At 69.1% G+C, this 19,602-nt stretch carries 14 protein-coding genes and 1 pseudogene; 9 read left to right on the plus strand and 6 right to left on the minus strand.

The features are described from left to right. Positions 1–2: 2 nt before the first annotated feature. Positions 3–716 (minus strand): acetylxylan esterase, encoded by a 714-nt coding sequence (locus BM009_RS20370; RefSeq protein ID WP_254772382.1) that lies wholly within the window; start codon positions 714–716, stop codon positions 3–5. A gap of 289 nt (positions 717–1,005) precedes the next feature. Here BM009_RS20370 and BM009_RS20375 point away from each other — a divergent pair, with 289 nt between their 5' ends. The 5 genes from BM009_RS20375 (at position 1,006) to BM009_RS20395 (ending at position 7,107) form a co-directional block, all read left to right on the plus strand. After that, a complete protein-coding gene (locus BM009_RS20375; RefSeq protein WP_217644232.1) occupies positions 1,006–2,202 on the plus strand; it encodes an alpha/beta hydrolase in 1,197 nt (398 codons plus the stop codon). 159 nt (positions 2,203–2,361) lie between these two features. Then, positions 2,362–3,846, plus strand: a complete 1,485-nt coding sequence (locus tag BM009_RS20380) for a TolC family protein (RefSeq protein ID WP_217644233.1) — start codon at positions 2,362–2,364, stop codon at positions 3,844–3,846. Further along, positions 3,843–4,847: an HlyD family secretion protein gene (locus BM009_RS20385; protein ID WP_093299015.1), complete on the plus strand. Its 1,005-nt coding sequence runs from the start codon at positions 3,843–3,845 to the stop codon at positions 4,845–4,847. Before BM009_RS20380 ends, BM009_RS20385 begins: the two co-directional genes overlap by 4 nt. Then, positions 4,844–5,971, plus strand: a complete 1,128-nt coding sequence (locus tag BM009_RS20390) for an ABC transporter permease (protein WP_093299018.1) — start codon at positions 4,844–4,846, stop codon at positions 5,969–5,971. The genes BM009_RS20385 and BM009_RS20390 overlap by 4 nt, the downstream gene beginning before the upstream one ends. Beyond that, positions 5,968–7,107 carry an ABC transporter permease gene (locus tag BM009_RS20395; RefSeq protein WP_093299020.1) on the plus strand — a complete coding sequence of 380 codons (1,140 nt, stop codon included), beginning with the start codon at positions 5,968–5,970 and terminating at the stop codon, positions 7,105–7,107. Before BM009_RS20390 ends, BM009_RS20395 begins: the two co-directional genes overlap by 4 nt. Here the strand turns inward: BM009_RS20395 and BM009_RS20400 are convergent. Together BM009_RS20400 and BM009_RS20405 are read right to left on the minus strand one after the other, a co-directional pair. Next, positions 7,059–8,504, minus strand: coding sequence for an alginate export family protein (locus BM009_RS20400; RefSeq protein WP_093299023.1), 1,446 nt, complete (start codon positions 8,502–8,504; stop codon positions 7,059–7,061). The genes BM009_RS20395 and BM009_RS20400 overlap by 49 nt on opposite strands. A gap of 12 nt (positions 8,505–8,516) precedes the next feature. Then, on the minus strand, positions 8,517–9,869 hold the full coding sequence (locus BM009_RS20405; protein ID WP_254772383.1) for a dicarboxylate/amino acid:cation symporter: 1,353 nt from the start codon (positions 9,867–9,869) through the stop codon (positions 8,517–8,519). 221 nt (positions 9,870–10,090) lie between these two features. On the opposite strand from BM009_RS20405, the gene BM009_RS20410 reads away from it, so the two are divergent. Genes BM009_RS20410 through BM009_RS20420 form a run of 3 tightly spaced genes read left to right on the plus strand, consistent with a single transcriptional unit; the run spans position 10,091 to position 13,667 of the window. Next, entirely contained in the window at positions 10,091–11,776 is a 1,686-nt protein-coding gene (locus BM009_RS20410; protein WP_093299025.1) for a sensor histidine kinase, read from the plus strand. Next, complete coding sequence (locus BM009_RS20415; RefSeq protein WP_093299028.1) at positions 11,773–13,041, plus strand: sigma-54-dependent transcriptional regulator; 1,269 nt, start codon at positions 11,773–11,775, stop codon at positions 13,039–13,041. Before BM009_RS20410 ends, BM009_RS20415 begins: the two co-directional genes overlap by 4 nt. Positions 13,042–13,061: 20 nt before the next feature. Then, positions 13,062–13,667, plus strand: a complete 606-nt coding sequence (locus BM009_RS20420) for a cysteine hydrolase family protein (RefSeq protein ID WP_093299030.1) — start codon at positions 13,062–13,064, stop codon at positions 13,665–13,667. Between the two features lie 23 nt (positions 13,668–13,690). Here the strand turns inward: BM009_RS20420 and BM009_RS20425 are convergent, their stop codons facing one another. Together BM009_RS20425 and BM009_RS20430 are read right to left on the minus strand one after the other, a co-directional pair. Beyond that, positions 13,691–16,678: an autotransporter outer membrane beta-barrel domain-containing protein gene (locus tag BM009_RS20425; protein WP_139216696.1), complete on the minus strand. Its 2,988-nt coding sequence runs from the start codon at positions 16,676–16,678 to the stop codon at positions 13,691–13,693. A 279-nt stretch (positions 16,679–16,957) separates the two neighbouring features. Beyond that, positions 16,958–17,893, minus strand: a pseudogene (locus tag BM009_RS20430) (PfkB family carbohydrate kinase). 97 nt (positions 17,894–17,990) lie between these two features. On the opposite strand from BM009_RS20430, the gene BM009_RS20435 reads away from it, so the two are divergent. Beyond that, positions 17,991–18,773 (plus strand): GntR family transcriptional regulator, encoded by a 783-nt coding sequence (locus BM009_RS20435; RefSeq protein ID WP_093299035.1) that lies wholly within the window; start codon positions 17,991–17,993, stop codon positions 18,771–18,773. A 74-nt stretch (positions 18,774–18,847) separates the two neighbouring features. Here the strand turns inward: BM009_RS20435 and BM009_RS20440 are convergent, their stop codons facing one another. Further along, complete coding sequence (locus BM009_RS20440) at positions 18,848–19,597, minus strand: acetoacetate decarboxylase (protein WP_093299037.1); 750 nt, start codon at positions 19,595–19,597, stop codon at positions 18,848–18,850. Positions 19,598–19,602 lie beyond the last annotated feature (5 nt).

Raw genomic sequence — 19,602 nt, forward strand, 5'->3', positions numbered from 1 at the left:
CCTCACTTCACGTCAATGGTGATGTCGCGGATCGGCTTGCCGGCCTCGTCGACGAAGCGGGCGCAGAAATCGCTGAGCCCGGGGCCGTTGATCACCGCGCCGCGCAGCACGTTGCGGCCCTTGCGCAGCGTGATTGGGCGCGAGACGACATCGTCCATCACCATTCGTCGGTCGCCATACAGCCCGGCCACCTCGCTGCCGTTCAGCCACCAGCGCGAGGCCGAGTTGGAGCCCATCGCCAGTCGCACGCCGCGCATCTCGCGGGGCGCGTTGATCACCGTCACCGCCCAGAAGATCACGCCATAGGTCGGCTTGCCGAGCCCTTGCGCGAGGTAGAACAGCTTCATGTCGAACAGGCTGGAATCGAGCGCATGCCAGCGTAAGGCGCCGGGCGCGCTGTCGCCGTCGCGCGGCACCGCCTCGAACTTGCCGGGATAGGTGGCGGGCGCGATCGCCGCGCGGACATAGCTGGGGGTGAAGCCGGTATTGGTGCGGTTGGGCTTCACCACCGGTTCGAGCAGCAACCAGCGGCGGAGAAAGCCATCGGCGTCAGGCGCGATCGGATCGGCGGAAGCTGGCGTGAAATAGGGCGCCAAGCCCGTCGGCGGCGGCAGCTTCTCTTCCACCATGCCGGCGGTCTGCGCGTGCAGCGCTCCGGGCAGGAGCGTCGCCAAAGCCATCACGCACCAGTGCGCAGCCGAACGGGGCTTGCCCATCGCCAGTGTCTCCTCTCCCCGGCGACTCGAAGCGGCCGCCGTTGTTATCGGTAACAGCATGGCTAGGCGGCGGCACACTGCGCCGTCAACTGGCGAAACGATTGCAAGCAGCTTCGACAGTCGTACCCGAGGCAATAAGTCATATTTATCAATGCCATAAAAATGCTATGCAAGATATCGGAACCGCGCGATCCCGGCTTGATTTTCTCAGACTAAACTGTCCTAATGTGCACGCTAACATCCAAGGCTCCCGGACCATGCGCCGGCAGCACTTAGGGGAGGAATCGCCGTGAAAATCGCGTTTGCCGCCATGGCTGCGGCCACTTTCGCCGTGCAACTTGTCCAGGCGCAGACCGCGCCGGCCGCGCCGCCGCAAGCGGCGCCCGCGACGATTGCCGAGGACTTCAAGCCCTCGTCGCTCAACCAGCCCGGGCAGCAATATCCGCAGGTCAATTCGCAGGGCTATGTCCGCTTCCGCGTCCTGGCGCCCGACGCCACCGCGGTGAAGGTCAGCCTAGGTTTGGGCGGCCGCGGCGGCACCACGCTCGCCAAGGCGGCCGACGGCAGCTGGACCGGCACCACCGAGGGCCCGCTCGACGAGGGCTTCCATTATTACCACCTGACGATCGACGGGGGCATCTTCAATGATCCCGGCACGCTCAACTTCTACGGCTCGACCCGCTGGGAAAGCGGTATCGAGATTCCCGCGAAGGACGCCGATTTCTACGCGCTGAAGGACGTGCCACACGGCCGCGTCGAGCAGATCCTGTTCCCCTCTCCCAGCACCGGCACGCAGCGCCGCGCCTTCGTCTATACGCCGCCGGGCTATGAGAAGAACGCCGGCACCCGCTACCCGGTGCTCTACCTCCAGCATGGCTGGGGCGAGGACGAGACGGCATGGAGCAATCAGGGCCACGCCAATCTGATCCTCGACAATCTGCTCGCTGCGGGCAAGGCGCGGCCGTTCCTGATCGTCATGACCTATGGCATGACCAACGACGTGCGGCCGGGCCAGCCCGGTGGCCTCGCCAGCTTCGACATCAAGCCGTTCCAGACCGTGCTGCTGAACGAGCTGATCCCCTATGTCGACGCGCACTACCGCACGCTGGCCGACCAGAAGCACCGCGCCATGGCCGGCCTGTCGATGGGCGGCTTCGAGACCAAGCTGATCGCGCTCAAGAACCTCGACCGCTTCGCCTATATCGGCCTGCTGAGCGGCGGCACCATTTCGCTGGAGGACGTCAACACCACGCCCGGCTATCGCGACAAGGTGAAACTCAGCTTCGTCGGCTTCGGCAGCCGCGAGATCGAAGGCGGGCGCTCGGGACCTGCGGGTGGCCCGAAGGTCGATCCGCGCGCCAATGCCGAGGCGATCAAGGCGGCCGGCGTCCCCAGCGCCTTCTACGTGTCGCCAGGCACCGGTCACGAGTTCCTAACCTGGCGGCGCAGCCTGCACGAGATGGCACCGTTGCTGTTCCGCGACTGAACGGTCCGACGCGAACCGGTCCAGAAAAGCCATTGCGCGCGCATTTCGCTGCAAATATGCGCAAACGCAGACCATGTCATCGCTGGGGCAACGGCGGTGGCATGCAGGGCAGAACAGGGACGGAGCAGGGTGCGCAGCGCGGAGCGACAGGATCGACACGTGGTGCACGGGCTCGGCGTAGCGACGCTCGCCCTGCTGCTCGCCTCGACCGCCTCCGCCTGGGCCCAGGGCACGGCTCCGCCCGCGCTCAGCTTCCAGGCGGCGCTCGCCCGGCTCGACAAGGCCTCGCCCGGACTTAGCGGCGAGGATCACGCCGTCCGCGCCAGCGAGGACCTTGCCGCCGCCACCCGCACGCTGCGCCGCCCGGTGGTCACCGCTTCGGCCAGCGTGATCGAATATCAGAAGACGCTCTCGGTCGACCTGTCCGAGCCCAAGGCCGATGCGCTGAGCGCCACCAACGGCTTTCTCGACCAGCTCGGCGGCCAGTTCTCGGGCGAAAGCGCGCAGATCGTGGCGCAGGTCACCCAGCGGATCGGCGCCGCCCTGCCCCGGCTGTTCGGCGCGATCCCCAATGCGCTGGAATTCCAGACCCGCGACACCGTGTTCCGCCCGGCGATCACCGCCGCGATGCCGCTCTATACCGGCGGCGCGATACCCGCCGTGCAGAAGGGTGCCGATGCGGCGGTGGGCATTGCCCGCGCCAAGCAGGCGGGCGGGCAGGATCTCTCGCGGGTCAATCTGGTGCGCGCCTATTTCGGCCAGAAGGTCGCGAGCCAGTTGACCGTTTCCACACGCGAACAGCTCGAAGCCTTTGATCGCCATCTCTCCGATGCCCGCAAGCTGGAGGCGGAAGGCGTACTCGCCCATGCCCGCGTGCTCGAGGTGGAGGTCGCCCGCAACACCGCTCAGCGCGCGCATGAACATGCCCGCAGCGAGGAAGCGATCGCCACCGATACTCTGGCACGGCTGCTCGATCAGCCGGCAGGCGTCACCGCTTCGACCCCGCTGTTCGTCCAGTCGGAGCCGCTGCCGCCGCTCCAGCATTTTCTCGACGGCATCGACCAGTCACCCCGCGCACAGGGTGCCGATGCGGCGAAGAGCGCGGCGCAGGCCGGGGTCGACCTCGCCAGGTCGCGCTATCGCCCCCAGGCCTTCGCCTTCGGCAGCTACAACGCCAACCGCAACAACGCGCTGCCGACCGAGCCCGACTGGATCGCCGGCGTCTCGCTGCGCATGACGTTGCTCTCCAATTTCGATCGCCAGAAGACGCTCTCCGCGGCACGCGAGAACCAGGCCGCCGCCGCCGATGCCGCCGCCCAGGCGCGCCGCGACGTGGCGGGCGAGATCGTCCGCGCCTGGAACATCGCCGAGGCGGCGCGCCGCTCCTTCCTGCTGCTCGATGCCAACCTCGCCGCCGCACAGGAGAATCTTCGCGTGCAGCAGCTCTCCTTCCGCGAGGGGGAGGTCGCGTCGTCGGCGCTGATCGATGCCGAGGCGGCGCTGTCGACGGTGCGTACCCAGCGGCTGGCCGCGGCGTACGAATACGACCTGGGGCTGATGGCGCTGCTCGCCGCCAGCCACCGCGTCGACGAATACAGCAGTTTCATGGCGCGTGCCGACCGGCACGTGGAGGACCAGCAATGACCGACGAGACCGTGGCCCCGCCGCGCCGCAAGCCGCCCATCCTCGCGATCATGATCGGTATCGTGGTGCTGGCACTGATCGTCGGCGGGCTGTGGCAGGCCAACCGGCCCGCGCCCGAGCAGTTGCAGGGCATGGTCGATGCCGACGAGGTCAATGTCGCCACCAAGGCGCTCGCCCGCGTCGAGACGCTGGTGGCTGAGGAAGGCCAGCGGGTGTGCGCCGGCACGCTGCTCGCGACGCTGTCGAGCCCGGAGATCGCCGGCGGCAAGGCGCAGGCGCAAGGCGCGGTGGACGCCGCCCGTGCGATCGCCTCGGAAACCAACGAGGGCGCGCGGCAGGAAGACATCGCCTCGCTGCGCTCCACCTGGCAGGCGGCGCAGGCCGCGGCCGACCTGGCCGCGGTGACCAGCCGGCGCACCGCGAACCTCTACGCGCAGGGCGTGGTCGCGGCGCAGCGGCGCGACGAGGCGGCAGCGGCGCGCGACGCCAGCGCCAAGCAGGCCGAGGCCGCCCGCCAGCAATATCTCAAGGCCCTCGCCGGCGCGCGCCCGCAGAACAAGCAGGCGGCCAATGCGCAGGTCCGCATCGCCGAGGCGGCGCTCCAGACCGCGACCGCGCTTGGGCGCGAGACGCAGCTGGTCTCGCCGATCGACGGCGAGGTGTCGCGCAAGCTGGTACAGCCGGGCGAAGTCGTCAGCCCGGTGATCCCCGCCTATCAGGTGCTCGACATCGACCATAGCTGGGTGGCGCTCACCGTGCGTGAGGACCGGTTCAAGGGGATTGCGATGGGCAAGCGGCTGCACGGGCATATCCCCGCACTGGGCCGCGACGGCGATTTCGCGGTCTACCAGATCGCCCCGCGCGGCGACTTCGCGACGTGGCGCGCGACGCGGGAGGCCTCGGGCTATGACGTTCGCGCCTTCGAGGTGAAGCTGCGTCCGGTGGCGGCAATCCCCGGCCTGCGCCCCGGCATGAGCGTGCTGTTCGACTGGCCGCAATGAGCGCCTTCGGCCACGCCTTGCGGGCGGAGCTGCGCCATCTGGCGCGGGACCGCTGGGACCTGGCCGGGCTGACGCTGATCCCCGCGCTGCTGCTGTTCCTGATCGGCGCGATGTTCTGGCAGGGATCGATGCGACGGCTGCCGATCGTGGTGGTCGACGACGATCGCAGCTCGGCGAGCCGCGCCATCCTCCGCGCGATCGACGCGGCGCCGCTGGTGCACATCGTCGCGATGCGCGCCACCGAGGCGGAGGCGGTGGAAGAGGTGCGGCGCGGCCATGCCAATGGCTTCGTCCATCTGCCCCAGGATCTCGGCGCCGGGCTCGCCCGCCACCGCACGCCGGTGATCCGCATTCTGTACAATGCCAGCTTCCTCTCCTCCGGATCGCAGGCGGCAAGCGGCGCGGCGAGCGCGGTGCAGGCCGCTGCAGCCTCGCTGGTGGTGGACCAGCTTTCTGGCCATGCCCTGCCGCCCGACCCGACGCGGCGCTTCGCGGTGGAGGCGGTGCCGCTCAACAATGCTGCATCGAGCTTCGAATGGTTCCTCAGCACGCTGATCTATCCGGCGGTGCTGCATCTGGTGGCGGCGGTGACCTCAGCGATGGCGTTGGGCCGAGAGCTGGAAGCGCGCTCGCTCGGCGGCTGGGCAGCCCGTAGCGGCGCGATCGTGCCGGCGCTGCTCGGCAAGCTGCTGCCCTATGTCGCGGCGGCAAGCCTGTGGGGCGTCGCCTGGCTGCTGTTCGTCACGCTGGGGCGCGGCTGGCGGGTGGAGGGCAGCATCGCGGCGATCGTCCTGGGGCAGACGCTCTTCTATCTCGGCACCGCCGCGATCTCCGCACTCCTGGTCGCCGCCACGCGCGAGACCGCCACCGCGCTGTCGGTCTGTGCGGTCTATGCCGGCTCGGCGCTGGCCTATGCGGGCGCCACCTTGCCGCTCAACGGCGGCAGCGGCTTTGCGCGCTTCTGGAGCGAGGTGCTCCCCCTCACCCATTATCTAGCGCTCCAGACCGGGCAGCTGGGCGGACAGGATCTCCGCACCATCGTGCCGCCGATGCTGGCGCTGCTCGCTTATGTGCTGGTGCCGGGCCCGCTCGCCTGGGCCCTGATCCGGCGGCAGGCGCGATGAGCTTCGCCGCCGCCTTCCGCGCCACCTGGGCGACGGTGCTGACCTCGCGCACCCTGCTCAGCACGATGCTGCTCGCGGTGGTGCTCTACGCCTTCTACTATCCCGCACCGTACAGCCAGGAAGTCGCACAGCAACTGCCGGTGGTGCTGGTTGACGAGGATGCCAGCGCGCTCAGCCGCGAACTGGTCCGCAACCTCGAGGCGACGCGCGCCGTGGTGGTAGTCGATCATGCGCCGAGCGTCGCCGAGGCGCAGGCGCGGCTGCGTGCCGGCAAGGCCGACGGCGTGGTGCTGATCGCCCGCGGCTTGCAACGCCAGCTGCGGACCGGCGCACCGGGGGCCGGAATCGCGGTGTGGGTCAACGCTTCGTACCTCTTGCGCGCCAGCACGATCGGCGAGGCGGTGACCGAGGTGCTGCGCGATCTCGCCGTTGAGAAGCTCGACGTGCTGGGGCAGGCCGTGCGCGCGGGACCGCCGGTCACCATCGTGCGCGAGCCGCTGTTCAACCCGACCGCCGGGTACAAGGGCTATGTCTTCCCCGCCGTCGCGATCGTGATCATCCAGCAGACCCTGTTGTTCGGCGTCGCGACCTTCGTCGGCGGGCGCCGGCGCGAGGGCCGCTGGCGGACGGGGCATGGCGAATATCTCGGTACCTGGGCAGCCTTCACCTCTCTCGGGCTGTTGACCTGCCTGTTCCTGTTCGGCTTCATCTTCTGGGTCCAGGGCATCCCGCGCGACGAGAATGTCGCGGGCATGCTGCTCGCCGCGCCGTTGCTGGCGGCGTCGGTCGCTGGGCTGGGGCTATGGCTCGGCAGCTATTTCGACCGCTCCGAGCGGGCGATGGTGATCCTCGCGCCCACCTCCGCGCCCTTCTTCTTCCTCTCCGGCACCGCCTGGCCGCTCGACCAGATGCCGGGCTTCGTCCGCGCGCTGGCGCAGCTGATCCCCTCGACCAGCGGGGTGCATGTGTTCGTGCCGCTCAACCAGATGCACGCCAGCCTCGCCGACGTGGCGCCGGGGGTGCTCACGCTGCTCGGCCTCGCCCTGCTCTATGGCGGGCTCGGCTGGTGGCGGATCGCCGGGCCGCGTCAGAAGCGGAAGCTGATCCAGCCGGCGACGAAGTCCGAGCTGGCATAGCCCGCCTTGGTGAGCGCCGGCCCGGCGGCGAGATGCTCGTACCGCCCGGTGAGTGACAGCCGCGGGGTCAGCGCCCACACCGCCTGCACCCGCGCGACATCGGCGGTCCGGGAATCGCGAACGTTCTGCGTCCCCGCAAAGGGCTGGCCATTGGCGCGGTACACGGCGTCCTGGACATTGGCCCGCCACGCCCGCTGATACTCCAGGTTCAGCCGCAGCTTCGCGGTCGGCGACAGGTTCAGCGTCGGCGCGAATGCCACCAGGTTGCTGGGCGTGAGGAACAGGCCGTAGCTGTAGTAGACGTTATTGCCGAACGGCGCATAGGCGTTGCGCAGCTTGCCCTCGCCATAGCCGCCCCCGCCGCTGGCATAGTCGGCATGGAAGCCGATCCGGGGCGCGCGCTTGCCCGAGCCCAGCCGCACATTCTGCGCAAAGAAGCCTTGCCAGGCATCGATCTGCTGGTCGCGCCAATATCCCCATTGGTGATTGATCGACCAGTCGAGCGTCACCGGCCCCGCCTCGCCCCACAGATGCGTGCCGAGATAGAAGCGCGTGCCCGGGCCGATACGGCCGCCCCAAGTGCCGACATTGTTGCGACGGCGCCAGAAGAAGGGATCGAAATAAAGCTTGGCGCCGCCCACCCACGCCTTGGGCACGACGAAGCCGAGGCTCACCCCCGAGAAGCGCCGCGCGGGATCGATCACGTCGTCGTCGGTGCCCAGGTCGCCATATTGGGTGGGCTTGAGGTCGAACACATCGACCCGCACCGTCTTGCCGCGCGCCCAGCCGCGAAAGCCGTTGAGCGTGTAGCGGATCGTGTTGTTGTCGCGCTGCGAGAGCAGCAGGTTCGGCCCGTCGGTGAACTCCTGCCGGCCGTAGCGCGCGCCGATGTCCACGCCGGCCACCTCGCCCTTGGCCTCGACGAACAGCTGCTGCACCGCCACGTCGTTGCGCAGCGTCGCGGCCGGCGCGCCGAGCTCGACGCCGGAGATGCCGCCATGCGCGATCTCGCCATAGACGCGGAGATGCTCGCCGATGTACAGGTCCGCACCGCCAACTAGCCGGACGATATCCTGCCGCTGTGCGCGGCTGTCGCGCAGATTGGGGTTCGTCGTGTGGTTCATCCGCAGCCGCGCCTCGCCGGACAGGGTGACGTACACGTCGCCGCTGGGGGTGAGCTTGATGCATTTCAGCGCATCGATCGGATCGTCTCGCTTCGCCGGATCGCAGAGCTTGCGCCAATCCTCCGCCCAGCGGGAGAGATTATAGCCGCCGGTGGTGGCACCGTCGCCGGCGGCAGCGGCCGGGTAGCCGGCGGTTTCGACGACCTGCGCGGCGGCAGGCATGCTCAGGGCGAGCGCCGGGGTGGCGCCCAGGACGCGGTACAGGATACGCATGGGAGGTTCCCTTTACTCGGCGGGGACGGCGTCGGCGGGGCGCTGGTCGATACGCAGCGCACGGCCGTGGAGCGCGGCATCGAGCGCCTCGTGATCGAGCCGGCCTTCCCAGCGCGAGACGACCACGGTCGCCACTGCATTGCCGATGAAGTTGGTGAGGCTGCGGCACTCGGACATGAACCGGTCCACCCCGAGGATCAGCGCCATGCCTGCCACCGGCACGCTGGGCACGATCGACAGCGTCGCCGCCAGCGTGATGAACCCCGCGCCGGTCACCCCCGCCGCGCCCTTGGACGACAGCATCGCCACCCCGAGCAGCAGCAATTGCTGCTCGATCGACAGGTGGACATTGGTCGCTTGGGCGATGAACAGCGCCGCCAGCGTCATGTAGATGTTGGTGCCGTCAAGGTTGAACGAATAGCCGGTCGGCACGACCAGGCCGACGATCGTCTTGGGGCAGCCGGCGCGCTCCATCTTCTCGATCAGCGAGGGCAGCGCGCTTTCCGACGAGGAGGTGCCGAGCACCAGCAGCAGCTCGGCCTTCAGATAGGCGATCAGCCGGAGGATCGAGAAGCCCGCCAGCCACGACACCGTGCCCAGCACGACGAGCACGAACAGCGCCGAGGTGAAGTAGAAGGTGCCGACCAGCATCGCCAGGTTGGCGAGCGTGCCGACGCCGTATTTGCCGACGGTGAACGCCATCGCGCCGAACGCGCCCACGGGGGCCGCCTTCATCAGGATCGCGACGACCTTGAACATCGCCAGCGAAATGTCTTCGAGCGCATGGGTGATCCGCTCGCCGCGGTCCCCGACCAGCGCCAGTCCGATGCCGAACAGGATGGCGACGAACAACGTCTGCAGGATGTTGCCGCCGGTGATCGCGGAGAGGAAGGTGTCCGGGATGATGCCGAGCAGGAAGCCGGTCAGCGTGCTCTCATGCGCCTTGGCGGCATAGTCGGCGACCTTGCCGGCATCGAGCGAGGCAGGGTCGATGTTGAGCCCCGCCCCCGGCCGCACGACATTGGCCACGATCATGCCGACGACCAGCGCCAGCGTGGAGAAGAACAGGAAATAGCCAAACGCCTTGGCCGCGACCCGGCCGACGGCCTTCAGGTCGCGCATGCCGGCGATGCCGGTGACAATGGTGAGGAAGATCACCGGCGCGATGATCATCTTGACCAGCTTGATGAACCCGTCGCCGATCGGCTTGAGCGCCTCGCCGGTGGCGGGGGCATAATGGCCGATCAGCACGCCCGCGATGATCGCGACCAGCACCTGCGCATAGAGATGCCGGTACCAGGGCAAGGCCTTGGCGGGGACCGGCGCAGCTGCGCTGCCATGGGACTCGGCGGGGATACGAACCATCACTTCCTCTCCTTCGGCCTCCGTTGTGCCGGTAGGACTCGATCGGGGCATTCTCGATTGCGGAAACGTGCGGAGGAAGCAAAAAGCGGCTCAACCTTATATCGTTACTTTTCAGCATTATAGCGCCACTCCGGCACCGAAGGTGCGCAGAAATCGGCACATGGCTGCCGGGCAAAGTGCAAAAACTTGCACATCGTCCTGCACTGGCGGATAGCGAAGCGGTGACGCGACGCGACTCGTTTTCGGGCTGGCGCTACTGGGCGCTCGCCGCACTGCTCGGCGTGGCGGTGGCGGTGGCCGCCGGCTGGATCGCCGGAAGTCGTACCCGCGAAACGCTGGTCTCCGGCGCGCGCACCAATGCCCAGTTGCGCGCCGCGCTGCTCGACAGCGAAATTTCCCGCTTCCGCCTGCTCCCGCTTGCGCTGGGCGACGACCGCGACGTCGCAGCGACGCTGGCCGGTGCGCCCCCGCGCGCACTCAACGCGAAGCTGGAAAGCCTCGCTCGCACCACCGGCGCCGCGGCGATCTACGTGATCGGCGCCGACGGCCGCACCCGCGCGGCGAGCAACTGGCGCACGCCGCAGAGCTTCGTCGGCTCCGACTATCGCTTCCGCCGCTATTTCCGCGAGGCGAGCAGCCGCGGCGAGGCCAGCCAGTTCGCGCTGGGCACGGTCAGCCGCCATTCGGGGCTCTATCTCGCCCGCCGCACGCCGCTGAACGGGGTGATCGTCGTCAAGCTGGAGTTCGATGCGATCGAGGCGGCATGGCGACAAGCGGGTGGCGACACCTATGTCGAGGATCCCGCCGGGCTGGTGCTCGTCGCCAGCGATCCCGGGCTGCGCTTCGCCGTCGCCCGCCCGATCCTGCCGGCGGTGCTCGCCTCGCTGCGGCGCGAGGCCGCGCTGCCCGAAAGCTCCGCGCCGGTGCTGCTGCCGCCCGCCCGCGGAGACCTGATCGAAGCGCGTGTGCCGACCAGCCAGCCGGGGTGGACGCTGGCGCTGCGCCGGTCGGTAGGGCCCGCCGTCGCCGCCGCGCAGCGGACCGCCGGGCTCGGTGCGCTGATGGCGGTGCTGGCACTGGCGCTGTTGCTCTGGGGCCTGCGCCAGCGCGCGACGCAGCGCCAGCGCCGCACCTCCGAACTCGAAACCGCGGTGGCCGAGCGCACCGCCGAACTGCGCCGCGAGATCGAGGAACGCGCCGCGCTCGAAGCCCGCGCCGCCGATCTGCGCGAAGGACTGCGCCAGGCCAACCGGCTCGCCACGCTGGGCCAAGTCACCGCCAGCGTCGCGCACGAGACGGCGCAGCCGGTTGCCGCGATCCGCACCTATGCCGAGACCAGCGTGCAGCTGCTCGCCCAAGGCGCGACCGAGATGGTGCGCGACAATCTGGAGACGATCCGCCGCCTGAGCGACCGGATCGGCGCGGTGACGGCACAGCTGCGGGGCTTCTCGCGCCGCCAGCCGGGCGAGATCCGAGCGTTGCCGCTGGCCGAGGTGCTCGACGGCGCGCTGCTGATCCTGAAGGAGCAGTTGCGCAACGTCCGGCTGGAGCGCCCGGCGATCGGCGCGCAGCTGCTGGTGATGGGCGGACGGGTGCGGCTGGAGCAGGTCTTCGTCAATCTGCTCCAGAACGCCGCCGAGGCGCTGGCCGGGCGCCCCGAGCCGACCATCACCATCCGCGTCACGCTGAGCGACGGGCTGGTCTGGGTCCGCATCCAGGACAATGGCCCCGGCATCGCGCCCGACATCGCCGCCCGGCTGTTCACCCCCTTCGCCACCAGCCGCAGCAACGGCTTGGGGCTCGGCTTGGTGATCGCCAGCGACATCATGACCGACTTGGGCGGCAGCCTCCGCTGGCTGCCCGACGAAGGCGGCGCCTGTTTCGAGCTGGAGCTCCGCCACGCATGAGCGTGCCCGTCGCCCTGGTTGATGACGATGCCGATTTCCGCGCGGCGCTGATCCAGCTGCTGACGCTCGCGGGGCACGACGTCCGCCCCTTCGTCGATGCGCCCAGCGCGCTGGCGGCGATCGACCGCGACTTTCCCGGCGTGGTCGTCACCGATGTGCGGATGCCGGGCATGTCGGGCGTCGACTTCTTCCATCGGCTGCGCGCCGTCGATCCCGAGCTGCCGGTGATCCTGATGACCGGCCACGGCGACGTTGCGATGGCGGTGGACGCGATCAAGGCGGGCGCCTGGGACTTCCTCACCAAGCCCTTCCCGGGCGACGCGCTGGGTGCCGCGCTGCAACGCGCCGGCACCGCGCGCACCCTCGCGCTGGAGAACCGGCGGCTCCGTGCCGCGACCAGCGAGAGCGACACGGCGCTGCTGGGCGAGGCGCCCGCGATCCGGCGGCTGCGCGAGATGATCCCGGTGCTGGCCGATGCCGCGCTCGATCTGGTGCTCGAAGGCGCAACCGGCACCGGCAAGGAGCTCTATGCTCGGCTGGTCCATCGCGCCGGCAGGCGCGCGCGGCACCGCTTCCAGGCGATCGACTGCGCGACGCTGCCGCCGGGGATCGACGCGCGCGCACTGTTCGCCCGCGACGGGCTGGTCGCCCGCGCCGATCGCGGCACGCTGTTCCTCGACCATCTCGACCTCGCCCCGCCCGAGCTGCACCACCGCCTCGCTCAGTTCGCCGAGGCGCGCACTGTCGCCACCGAGCAGCGCGATCCCGAATCCGTCGACGTGCGGATCATCGCGGCGATCGGCGAAGGCGGCGCGGCGGCGCTGCCGGCGGGCCTCTACCACCGGCTGGCCGGCGTGCCGCTGCGCCTGCCACCACTGGCCGAGCGGCGCGAGGACGTGCCGTTGCTTTTCGCGCACCTCGCGCAACAGGCCGCGCAGCGCCACCGGCGCCCCGCCCCGCCGCTCTCCGAAGCCGCGCACGCCGCCGCCCGGCGCGACTGGCCCGGCAATGTCCGCGAACTGGAGCGTGCGGCGGAGCGCTTCGTGCTCGGGCTCGAGCCTGCCGCCGAGAGCGTGCCCACAGAAGCGCGGCCGCTCACCGAGCGGCTGGAAGCCTTCGAGCGCAGCGCCATCCTGGATGCGATCGCGGCGGCGGACGGCGAGATCAATGCGGCGATCGCGGCGCTGGGCCTGCCGCGCAAGACCTTCTATTACCGGGTCAAACGGCTCGGCATCGACCTGCGGCGTGCCCGCGGGGTCGAATAGGGCAAGCAAGGAGACCGAAGGTGCGGCGTTTCGTCATCGTGGTGGATACCCAGGCCGATTTCATGCACGCGGATGGGGCGCTTTCGGTCGCGGGCGCCGAGGCGTTGATCGGGCCGATGCGCGCCTGGCTTGCCGATCTCGATCCGGCGGAGACCGCCGGCGTGCTGTTCACCTTCGACACCCACACCGCCGAGCGCTTCGCCGGATCGCCCGAGGCCGAGCAATTCCCGCTCCACTGCGAACGCGGCACGCCGGGCTGGGCGAACGTGCTCGACCTCGCCGCGGTGGCGCCGGGCATTCCGGTCTATCGGATCGAAAAGGGCGTGTTCGACATGTGGGCCGAACCCGATCTGGCGATCGAGGCGGTCGACACCGGCGAGACGCAGCCGCGCGACGCCTTTTTCGCGGCACTGCGGGCGGAGGGCGTCACGGAGCTGACGGTGATCGGCGTCGCAGCCGATTATTGCGTGCGCTGGGCAATCGACGGCGCGGTGGCGCACGGCTTCACCGTCGACGTGCCCGCCGCGCTCACCCGCGGGATCGCCCGGCCGATCGCACAGGTGCTGGCCGAGGACTTTGCCGGCAAGCCCGTGCGGCTCGGCGAGGAAGCGCCCGTCAGCGCCTAGGCTGACGGGCACCCTCCAGGGCCTCAGAAGGCGAGACGGACGCCGATCGTCCCGCCATTGTTGCTCCAGGCCGAGCCGAACTCGCCCCGCCAGTTGGCGAAGCCGGTCCAGCGGCCCTGGTGCACGGTCAGGCTGGCGCCGGCGATCGCGCTGCCCCGCGGCAGCCCGATGGCGTTGCCGGCAAAGGCGGTGCCGTCCGCCGCGACCAGCGTCGTCGCCAGCCCGCGCGCTGTGTCCGAGCGGCGATAGCCGATCGTCGCGTCGGGGATGATCTGCAGGCCGCTCGCCGTCTCGACGGTGTAGGACCAGCCGATCTGCGCGAAGGGCGAGGCACTGGTGCGGCTCGATTCGAGGCCGGTCACGCGGAAGCTGGCCGGCACCGCACCGGCTTCGGCGAAGCCGTCGCTGCGCACATGCGACACGATCACGCCCGCCGCCGGAGTGATCGTCGCGCCGGCGAGGGTGAAGGGCACCGCCGCCTGCGCACCGCTCAGCCACTGGCTGACGTGCCGGCGCACCGAGGCCTGCCCCACGCCGGTCGCGCGCTGGGTGTTAACCCAGCCATAGGCATAGCCGCCGACCGCCGAGAGCCCGATCGGGCCGACCGGCACCGAGCCGTAGACGCTCGCGCGCAGCACGTGGGTATCGCCGCCGCCGCTGCTCTGGTCCTTGTAGGACTGGCGCTCATAGCCGATCGCCACGCCCAGCCGGCCGGTTGCCCCCACCATGGTGTCGGCACCGCCCGAGACGCGGAAACCCTGCGAGCGGAAGGGCAGCGATCCCTTGTCCGGGTCCGCCACGAAACGCTGCGCGCCGAACTGCATCCAGCTGCGCAGCCGCGGCCCTTGGCTGAGCGCGAGATTATAGCCGGTATGGCCGCCGCCATCGGCCTGCGTGCGGGACAGCAGCGCCACGGCCTCCTGCTCGCCTGCCGCCGCAAAGGCGAAGTTCTGCGCGCTGAAGATGCGCGCGTCGGCCGGTGCGATCACCGCCGGCACCGGTGCCGGACCGCCCGTCGGAGTCGCGGGGGTGGGCGTGGGCGTCGGGGTTGGGGTCGGCGTCGGCGTCGGCGTCGGCGTTGGAGTCGGGGTCGGGGTCGGAGTCGGGGTCGGAGTCGGCGTAGGCGTCGGCGTGGGCGTCGGCGTGGCCGCGATCGCGAGCTTCGCATCGAACGCGGTATAGACGACATCGGCGCTAACCCCGGCAGGGCGGGCCGCACTCGTCGCGTCGGTAACCTGCGCGAAGGTGCCGCTCAACCCTCTGTCGGTGTGGAGGAAGGTCCGCGTGCCGTCGGTATAGGTGCCCGGCGCCCAGGCAAGCGTGAGCGCACCGGAAAGCGCCGCCGTCTGCGAGACGTTGATCACGTCGATCGCGGTGGGCGACACGCCCAGGATCAGGTTGCCGCGATGATCCAGCGTGCCGTTCAGCGTCACGACATTGCCGATCACACCGCCGTTGGTGAGGTCGATCGTGCCGCGATTGACGATCGCGAGAATGTCCGCGCTTCCCAGCGTGGGGTTGACCCCATTGCCGATATTGAAGGTGGAATCGGAATCGATGTTGAGGTTCCGCGCGCTCATATTGCCGGTCAGCGTCCACTGCGTGCCGTGCAGGTTCATGGTCCGCCAGTCGCTGACGCTGACGCCCTTGACGTCGTCGGAGACCGGAAGCGCTGCCCCCTTGAAGTCCATGTCGTTGAGGTTGAGGACGTGGTTCCAAGCCGTGCTGCCGCCGGAAAGATGCTCGACGCCGGCCAGTTGTTCGGCGCCGATCCCGTTCAGGTTGAGCGTGGCGACCTTGGGATCCAGCGTGCTGCCGAACGCGATGTCGCCGCGGATCGCGCCGCCCGACCAGTTCATCGTCACGGCACCTTCGGTCCTGACCGTGCCGAGGATCGTCCCGCCCGCCATGTTGAAGACGCTATCGTCCCCCTCGACCAGGACGCCGTCGCTCCCCCCGATCGCCGTGCGGACATCGATCGTGCCGGTGTTGGTGAACACGATCGCGCCCCCGCCCACATGGAAGCGTCGGGCGGTGACCGAACCTTCGTTCCGGACGAAATTGTCCGGATCGATGCCGTCGGCGAGGACTTCCACGTCGCCGCTGATCATCGCCGTAGGCTGGATCCAAACCTTGATGACGTCGCCCGCCACCTGCAGCGCCATCTGGTTGGGGTCGGCGGTCAGCGATCCGGCAACCTTTACGTCGATCATATGCTGGGCAACGCCGTAGATCCCGCGGAAACCGCTGAGCACGGCCGGCGCCTGGATGTCCAGCGTCACGTTGCCGCCGGCGCGGGCGATCAGCGCCGTAGCGCCCTCGTTCACGCCCACCCCGGCAGTCACCTCGCCACCCGTCACCGTGAAGGAGACGCTGCCGGGGCCCTGCTGCACCAGCGAGACGGCCGCCACGCTCAGTTCCTCCGATTCCGGCACGTGGATGGTGCCGGCGCTGGTGCCGACGAAGGTGCCGCTGTCGATGCCGACGAACTGCACGCCGAACACGCCGTTCAGCCGTGCAGTCTTGGTGATATCGATGACGATGTTGGGCGCCTTGGCCGCACCCGGGGACTCCGCATTGGTGCTGATCGCCACCGCCGCGCCCGTAACCTCGGACGTGGCAGCGCTATAGGTGCCGTTGATCGTGATGCTCGTATCGGCCGCCGGCTTGCGGAATTGCAGCGCATCCCAACCCGCACTGACGATGCTGGTCGCATCGTCCTTGAACGAGCGGATATTGTACATGGAGATGCCCGGAGTATCCGTGTGCGAAGGCGCGCGAAGATAGAAGTCGGGCGACACGGTGACGTCGAGGGGCACGTCGTCCTTCCCGAAGAGAAATTGCGATGCGTCGGGTCCGGGCTTTGCCGGGCCGCCGGAGCACACGAAGGTGCCGCTGTTCGCAGGCGTCTGGACGCAGGTCGCCGTCTGCGCCAGCGCCTGCTGCCCCGCCAGCGCCACTATCGAAGCGCCGCCCAGCAGCAACGCGCGCAAATAGTCTCGAATATGCATGGATCGTCCCCTTTGATTCCCCCTTCGCGGCGCACGCCCCGGCCGTCGCCAAGGTCGGACCGAGCCGCGAGCCGCGGCGAAGTTTAACGGTAAACGAACTTTTTGGAATGCTATTGGATATCTCAAAATGTCTCATTGACCGTGCGTTCGGGCTAACTCGGCAAGGAAACCGTACCGAAACAGGTCAAATAGTGATTGGACGGTCCAGACTCCGCGCGATAGCATTTCGCCCATGGACCGGCCTTGGAGCGGCAGAGATGGGGACGGTACGGCGCTGCGTCAGGCGCAGGCGGCGAGGAAGGCGCGCAGCGTCGGCAGATCGGGAAGCGCGTCGATGACACCGCAGCGCGTCGCGGTAATCGCACCTGCAGCCGCAGCCCAGCGGAGTGCCCCGGCAGCTCCCTCACCGTACGCCAGCGCTGCCACCAGGGCTGCGAGAAAGGCGTCGCCCGCGCCGACCGTGTCGACGGGCGTGATCGGAAAGGCCGGCTGGTGATGGCAGCCATGCCGACCCTACAGCATCGCGCCGCCCGCGCCATGCGTGACGACCAGCAGGGAGACCCAGCGGCCGAACAGTGCCGCCGCCAAGGCGTCCGCCTGCGCACCCTCGGCGCTACCGAGCCCGAGCGTCGCCGCCAGCGCCGCCGCCTCCCGCGCATTGACCACCAGCATGTCGGTGGCACCGAGGATCCCCTCGGCGATCGGGCGGAAGGGCGAGGGATTGAGCACCGTCGGAACGCCCGCGGCACGCGCGAGCGAAAAGGTCGCGCCGATCACCGCGTCGCCGACCTCGAACTGCGCGGTGACAAAGGCAGATGCCGCGATCCGATCGGCCGCCGCCGCGGCGTGGCCGGCATCCAGCGCGTCATTGGCACCGGGATAGACGGCAATGCGGTTCTCGCCGTCGCGGTCGATCAGGCCGATGCCCGCGCCGGTCCCGCCGGGCAGGGTCAGCAGCAACGCCGGCGACAGGCCCTGTGCGGCGAAGGCCTGGCTGGCGAGCAGGCCGAAGGCATCGGGTCCGACCGCGAACAGTCCGTCGACCGCCAATCCCAGCCGCCGTGCCGCAACCGCCACGTTGAAGCCCTTGCCGCCCGGCTCCGCCTGGAACGCGGTGGCGCGCACGCTCTCGCCCGCCTCGGGCGCGGAGTCGACGCGGGCGCAGCAGGCCATGACCATGCTGCCGACCACGAAGATCCCCCCAGACCCCTTCATGGGTCGATCTATACCCAATGCGGTGTCATTGTCATCGGCGCGGCGATCTCCGATATGTTACCGGTCGCGCAAGAAAAAATGCCGGAGAAGCGGCTGGATGAATAGCCATGTTGCCACCCCGCTCGGGGATCGGACGCCACTGCACGAACTGGTCGTGCTGCGGCGCGATTCGCCCGAGCCGCTCTATCTGCAGCTGGAGCAGCAGATCGCCGCGCTGATGGCCCAGCAGCTGCTGCCGCCGGGATCGACGCTGCCGCCCGAACGCCAGCTGGCGGAGGCGCTCGGCATCAGCCGCAGCACGGTGCAGAACGGCTATGACGCGCTGCGGGCGCGCAAGCTGCTCGGCGGTCGCGGAAGGCGCGGATCGGTGGTTCAGCCGGGCGCCGAACCCGCGATCGTGCCGCGGATGGACAAGCTCAAGGGCTTCACCCAGGAAATGCGCGAGCTGGGGCTCGTGCCCTCCACAAGGCTGATTGAATGCGAGGTGCGCACCGATCGCTCGATCGCCTCGCTGTTCGGGCTGCAGTCGAACGCGCGCTTCCTGCGGCTGGCGCGCATCCGCTATGGCGACGATCAGCCGATGACGATCGAATCCGCCTGGTACAACCTCACCGCCGCCCCGGAGCTGGAGACCGCCGATCCGCTGGGGTCGATCTACCAGCAGCTCGCCGATGCCGGACTGAAGCTGACGCATTGCGAGCAGAGCATCGAGGCGACGATGCCCTCGCCGCAGGAAAGCGCGGTATTCGGCTTCGAGCAGCCGACGCCGTGCCTGCTGATCAAGCGCCGCAGCTTCGTGCCCGGCGGCGCGATGGTCGAATATGTCGAAGGGCTGTTCCGCGGGGACAGCTATGTCTACCGGCTCCAGCTCGACGCCTAGCGGTGGCGTTGCGGAGGCCGCCGCCCAGCTTGGGGCGACGGCATCTCGGACGACCTGATTCGGCGCTGAAAGGCTCAGCCTCCTGCCGTTGCGAGATAATCGTGGACCACTTCGCCCGGTGCCAGCGTGAGGTCGGCGAGGATGTGCGTCGCCGAGACCACTTCAAGCACCGGCAGCTTGGCGACGGGCGCGAGGCAGTGCGGGTGGAGCTCGAGGCTCCCCGGCCCGGTCCACGCCCCCTTCACGACCACGTCCTGCGGCGCATAGCGGACCAGCTCACACACCCGCGCGGTACCGTCGACATGCGGCAGCACCTTGAGGAGGAAGGTCGGCGTGGTCAGGAAGTCCGCCACCTTGTCGTGATCGAGCGTCTTGTACTTATAGGCCATGGTCGCGGTGGCGACGCGGACGCCGTTATAGTCGAGCGTGCCGACGATCGCGTCGTTGCGCACTTCCAGTTTCGGTTGGGCGAACATCTTGGGAAAGCCCCACAATTCGCGGCCCGAGGCGATGCCGGCCTCGCTGTCGAGATACATGGCATGGGTGAAGCCGCCCGGAACGTCCTGATAGCGGACCGGCAGCACCTGCCCCGATTCGGTGTAATCGCCGAGCCCGCTCGAATCCGGCATCTTGATGAATTCATACTTCACGATCTGATCGGCGGACAGCAGCGGTGCCGGGATCGCCTTGGCAAGCGCCTCGGGATCGGTGCGATAGGCGATGATCACGAATTCGCGGTTGACGAAGCGGAACGGCGGTTTCGGATAGGCCGGGCTGCTGACCGGCATCGCATAGGCGGTTGCGCGGATTTCGTCCTCGGTCATGGTCG

The organism is Sphingomonas sp. NFR04 (genome assembly GCF_900114095.1).
Taxonomy (GTDB): domain Bacteria; phylum Pseudomonadota; class Alphaproteobacteria; order Sphingomonadales; family Sphingomonadaceae; genus Sphingomonas.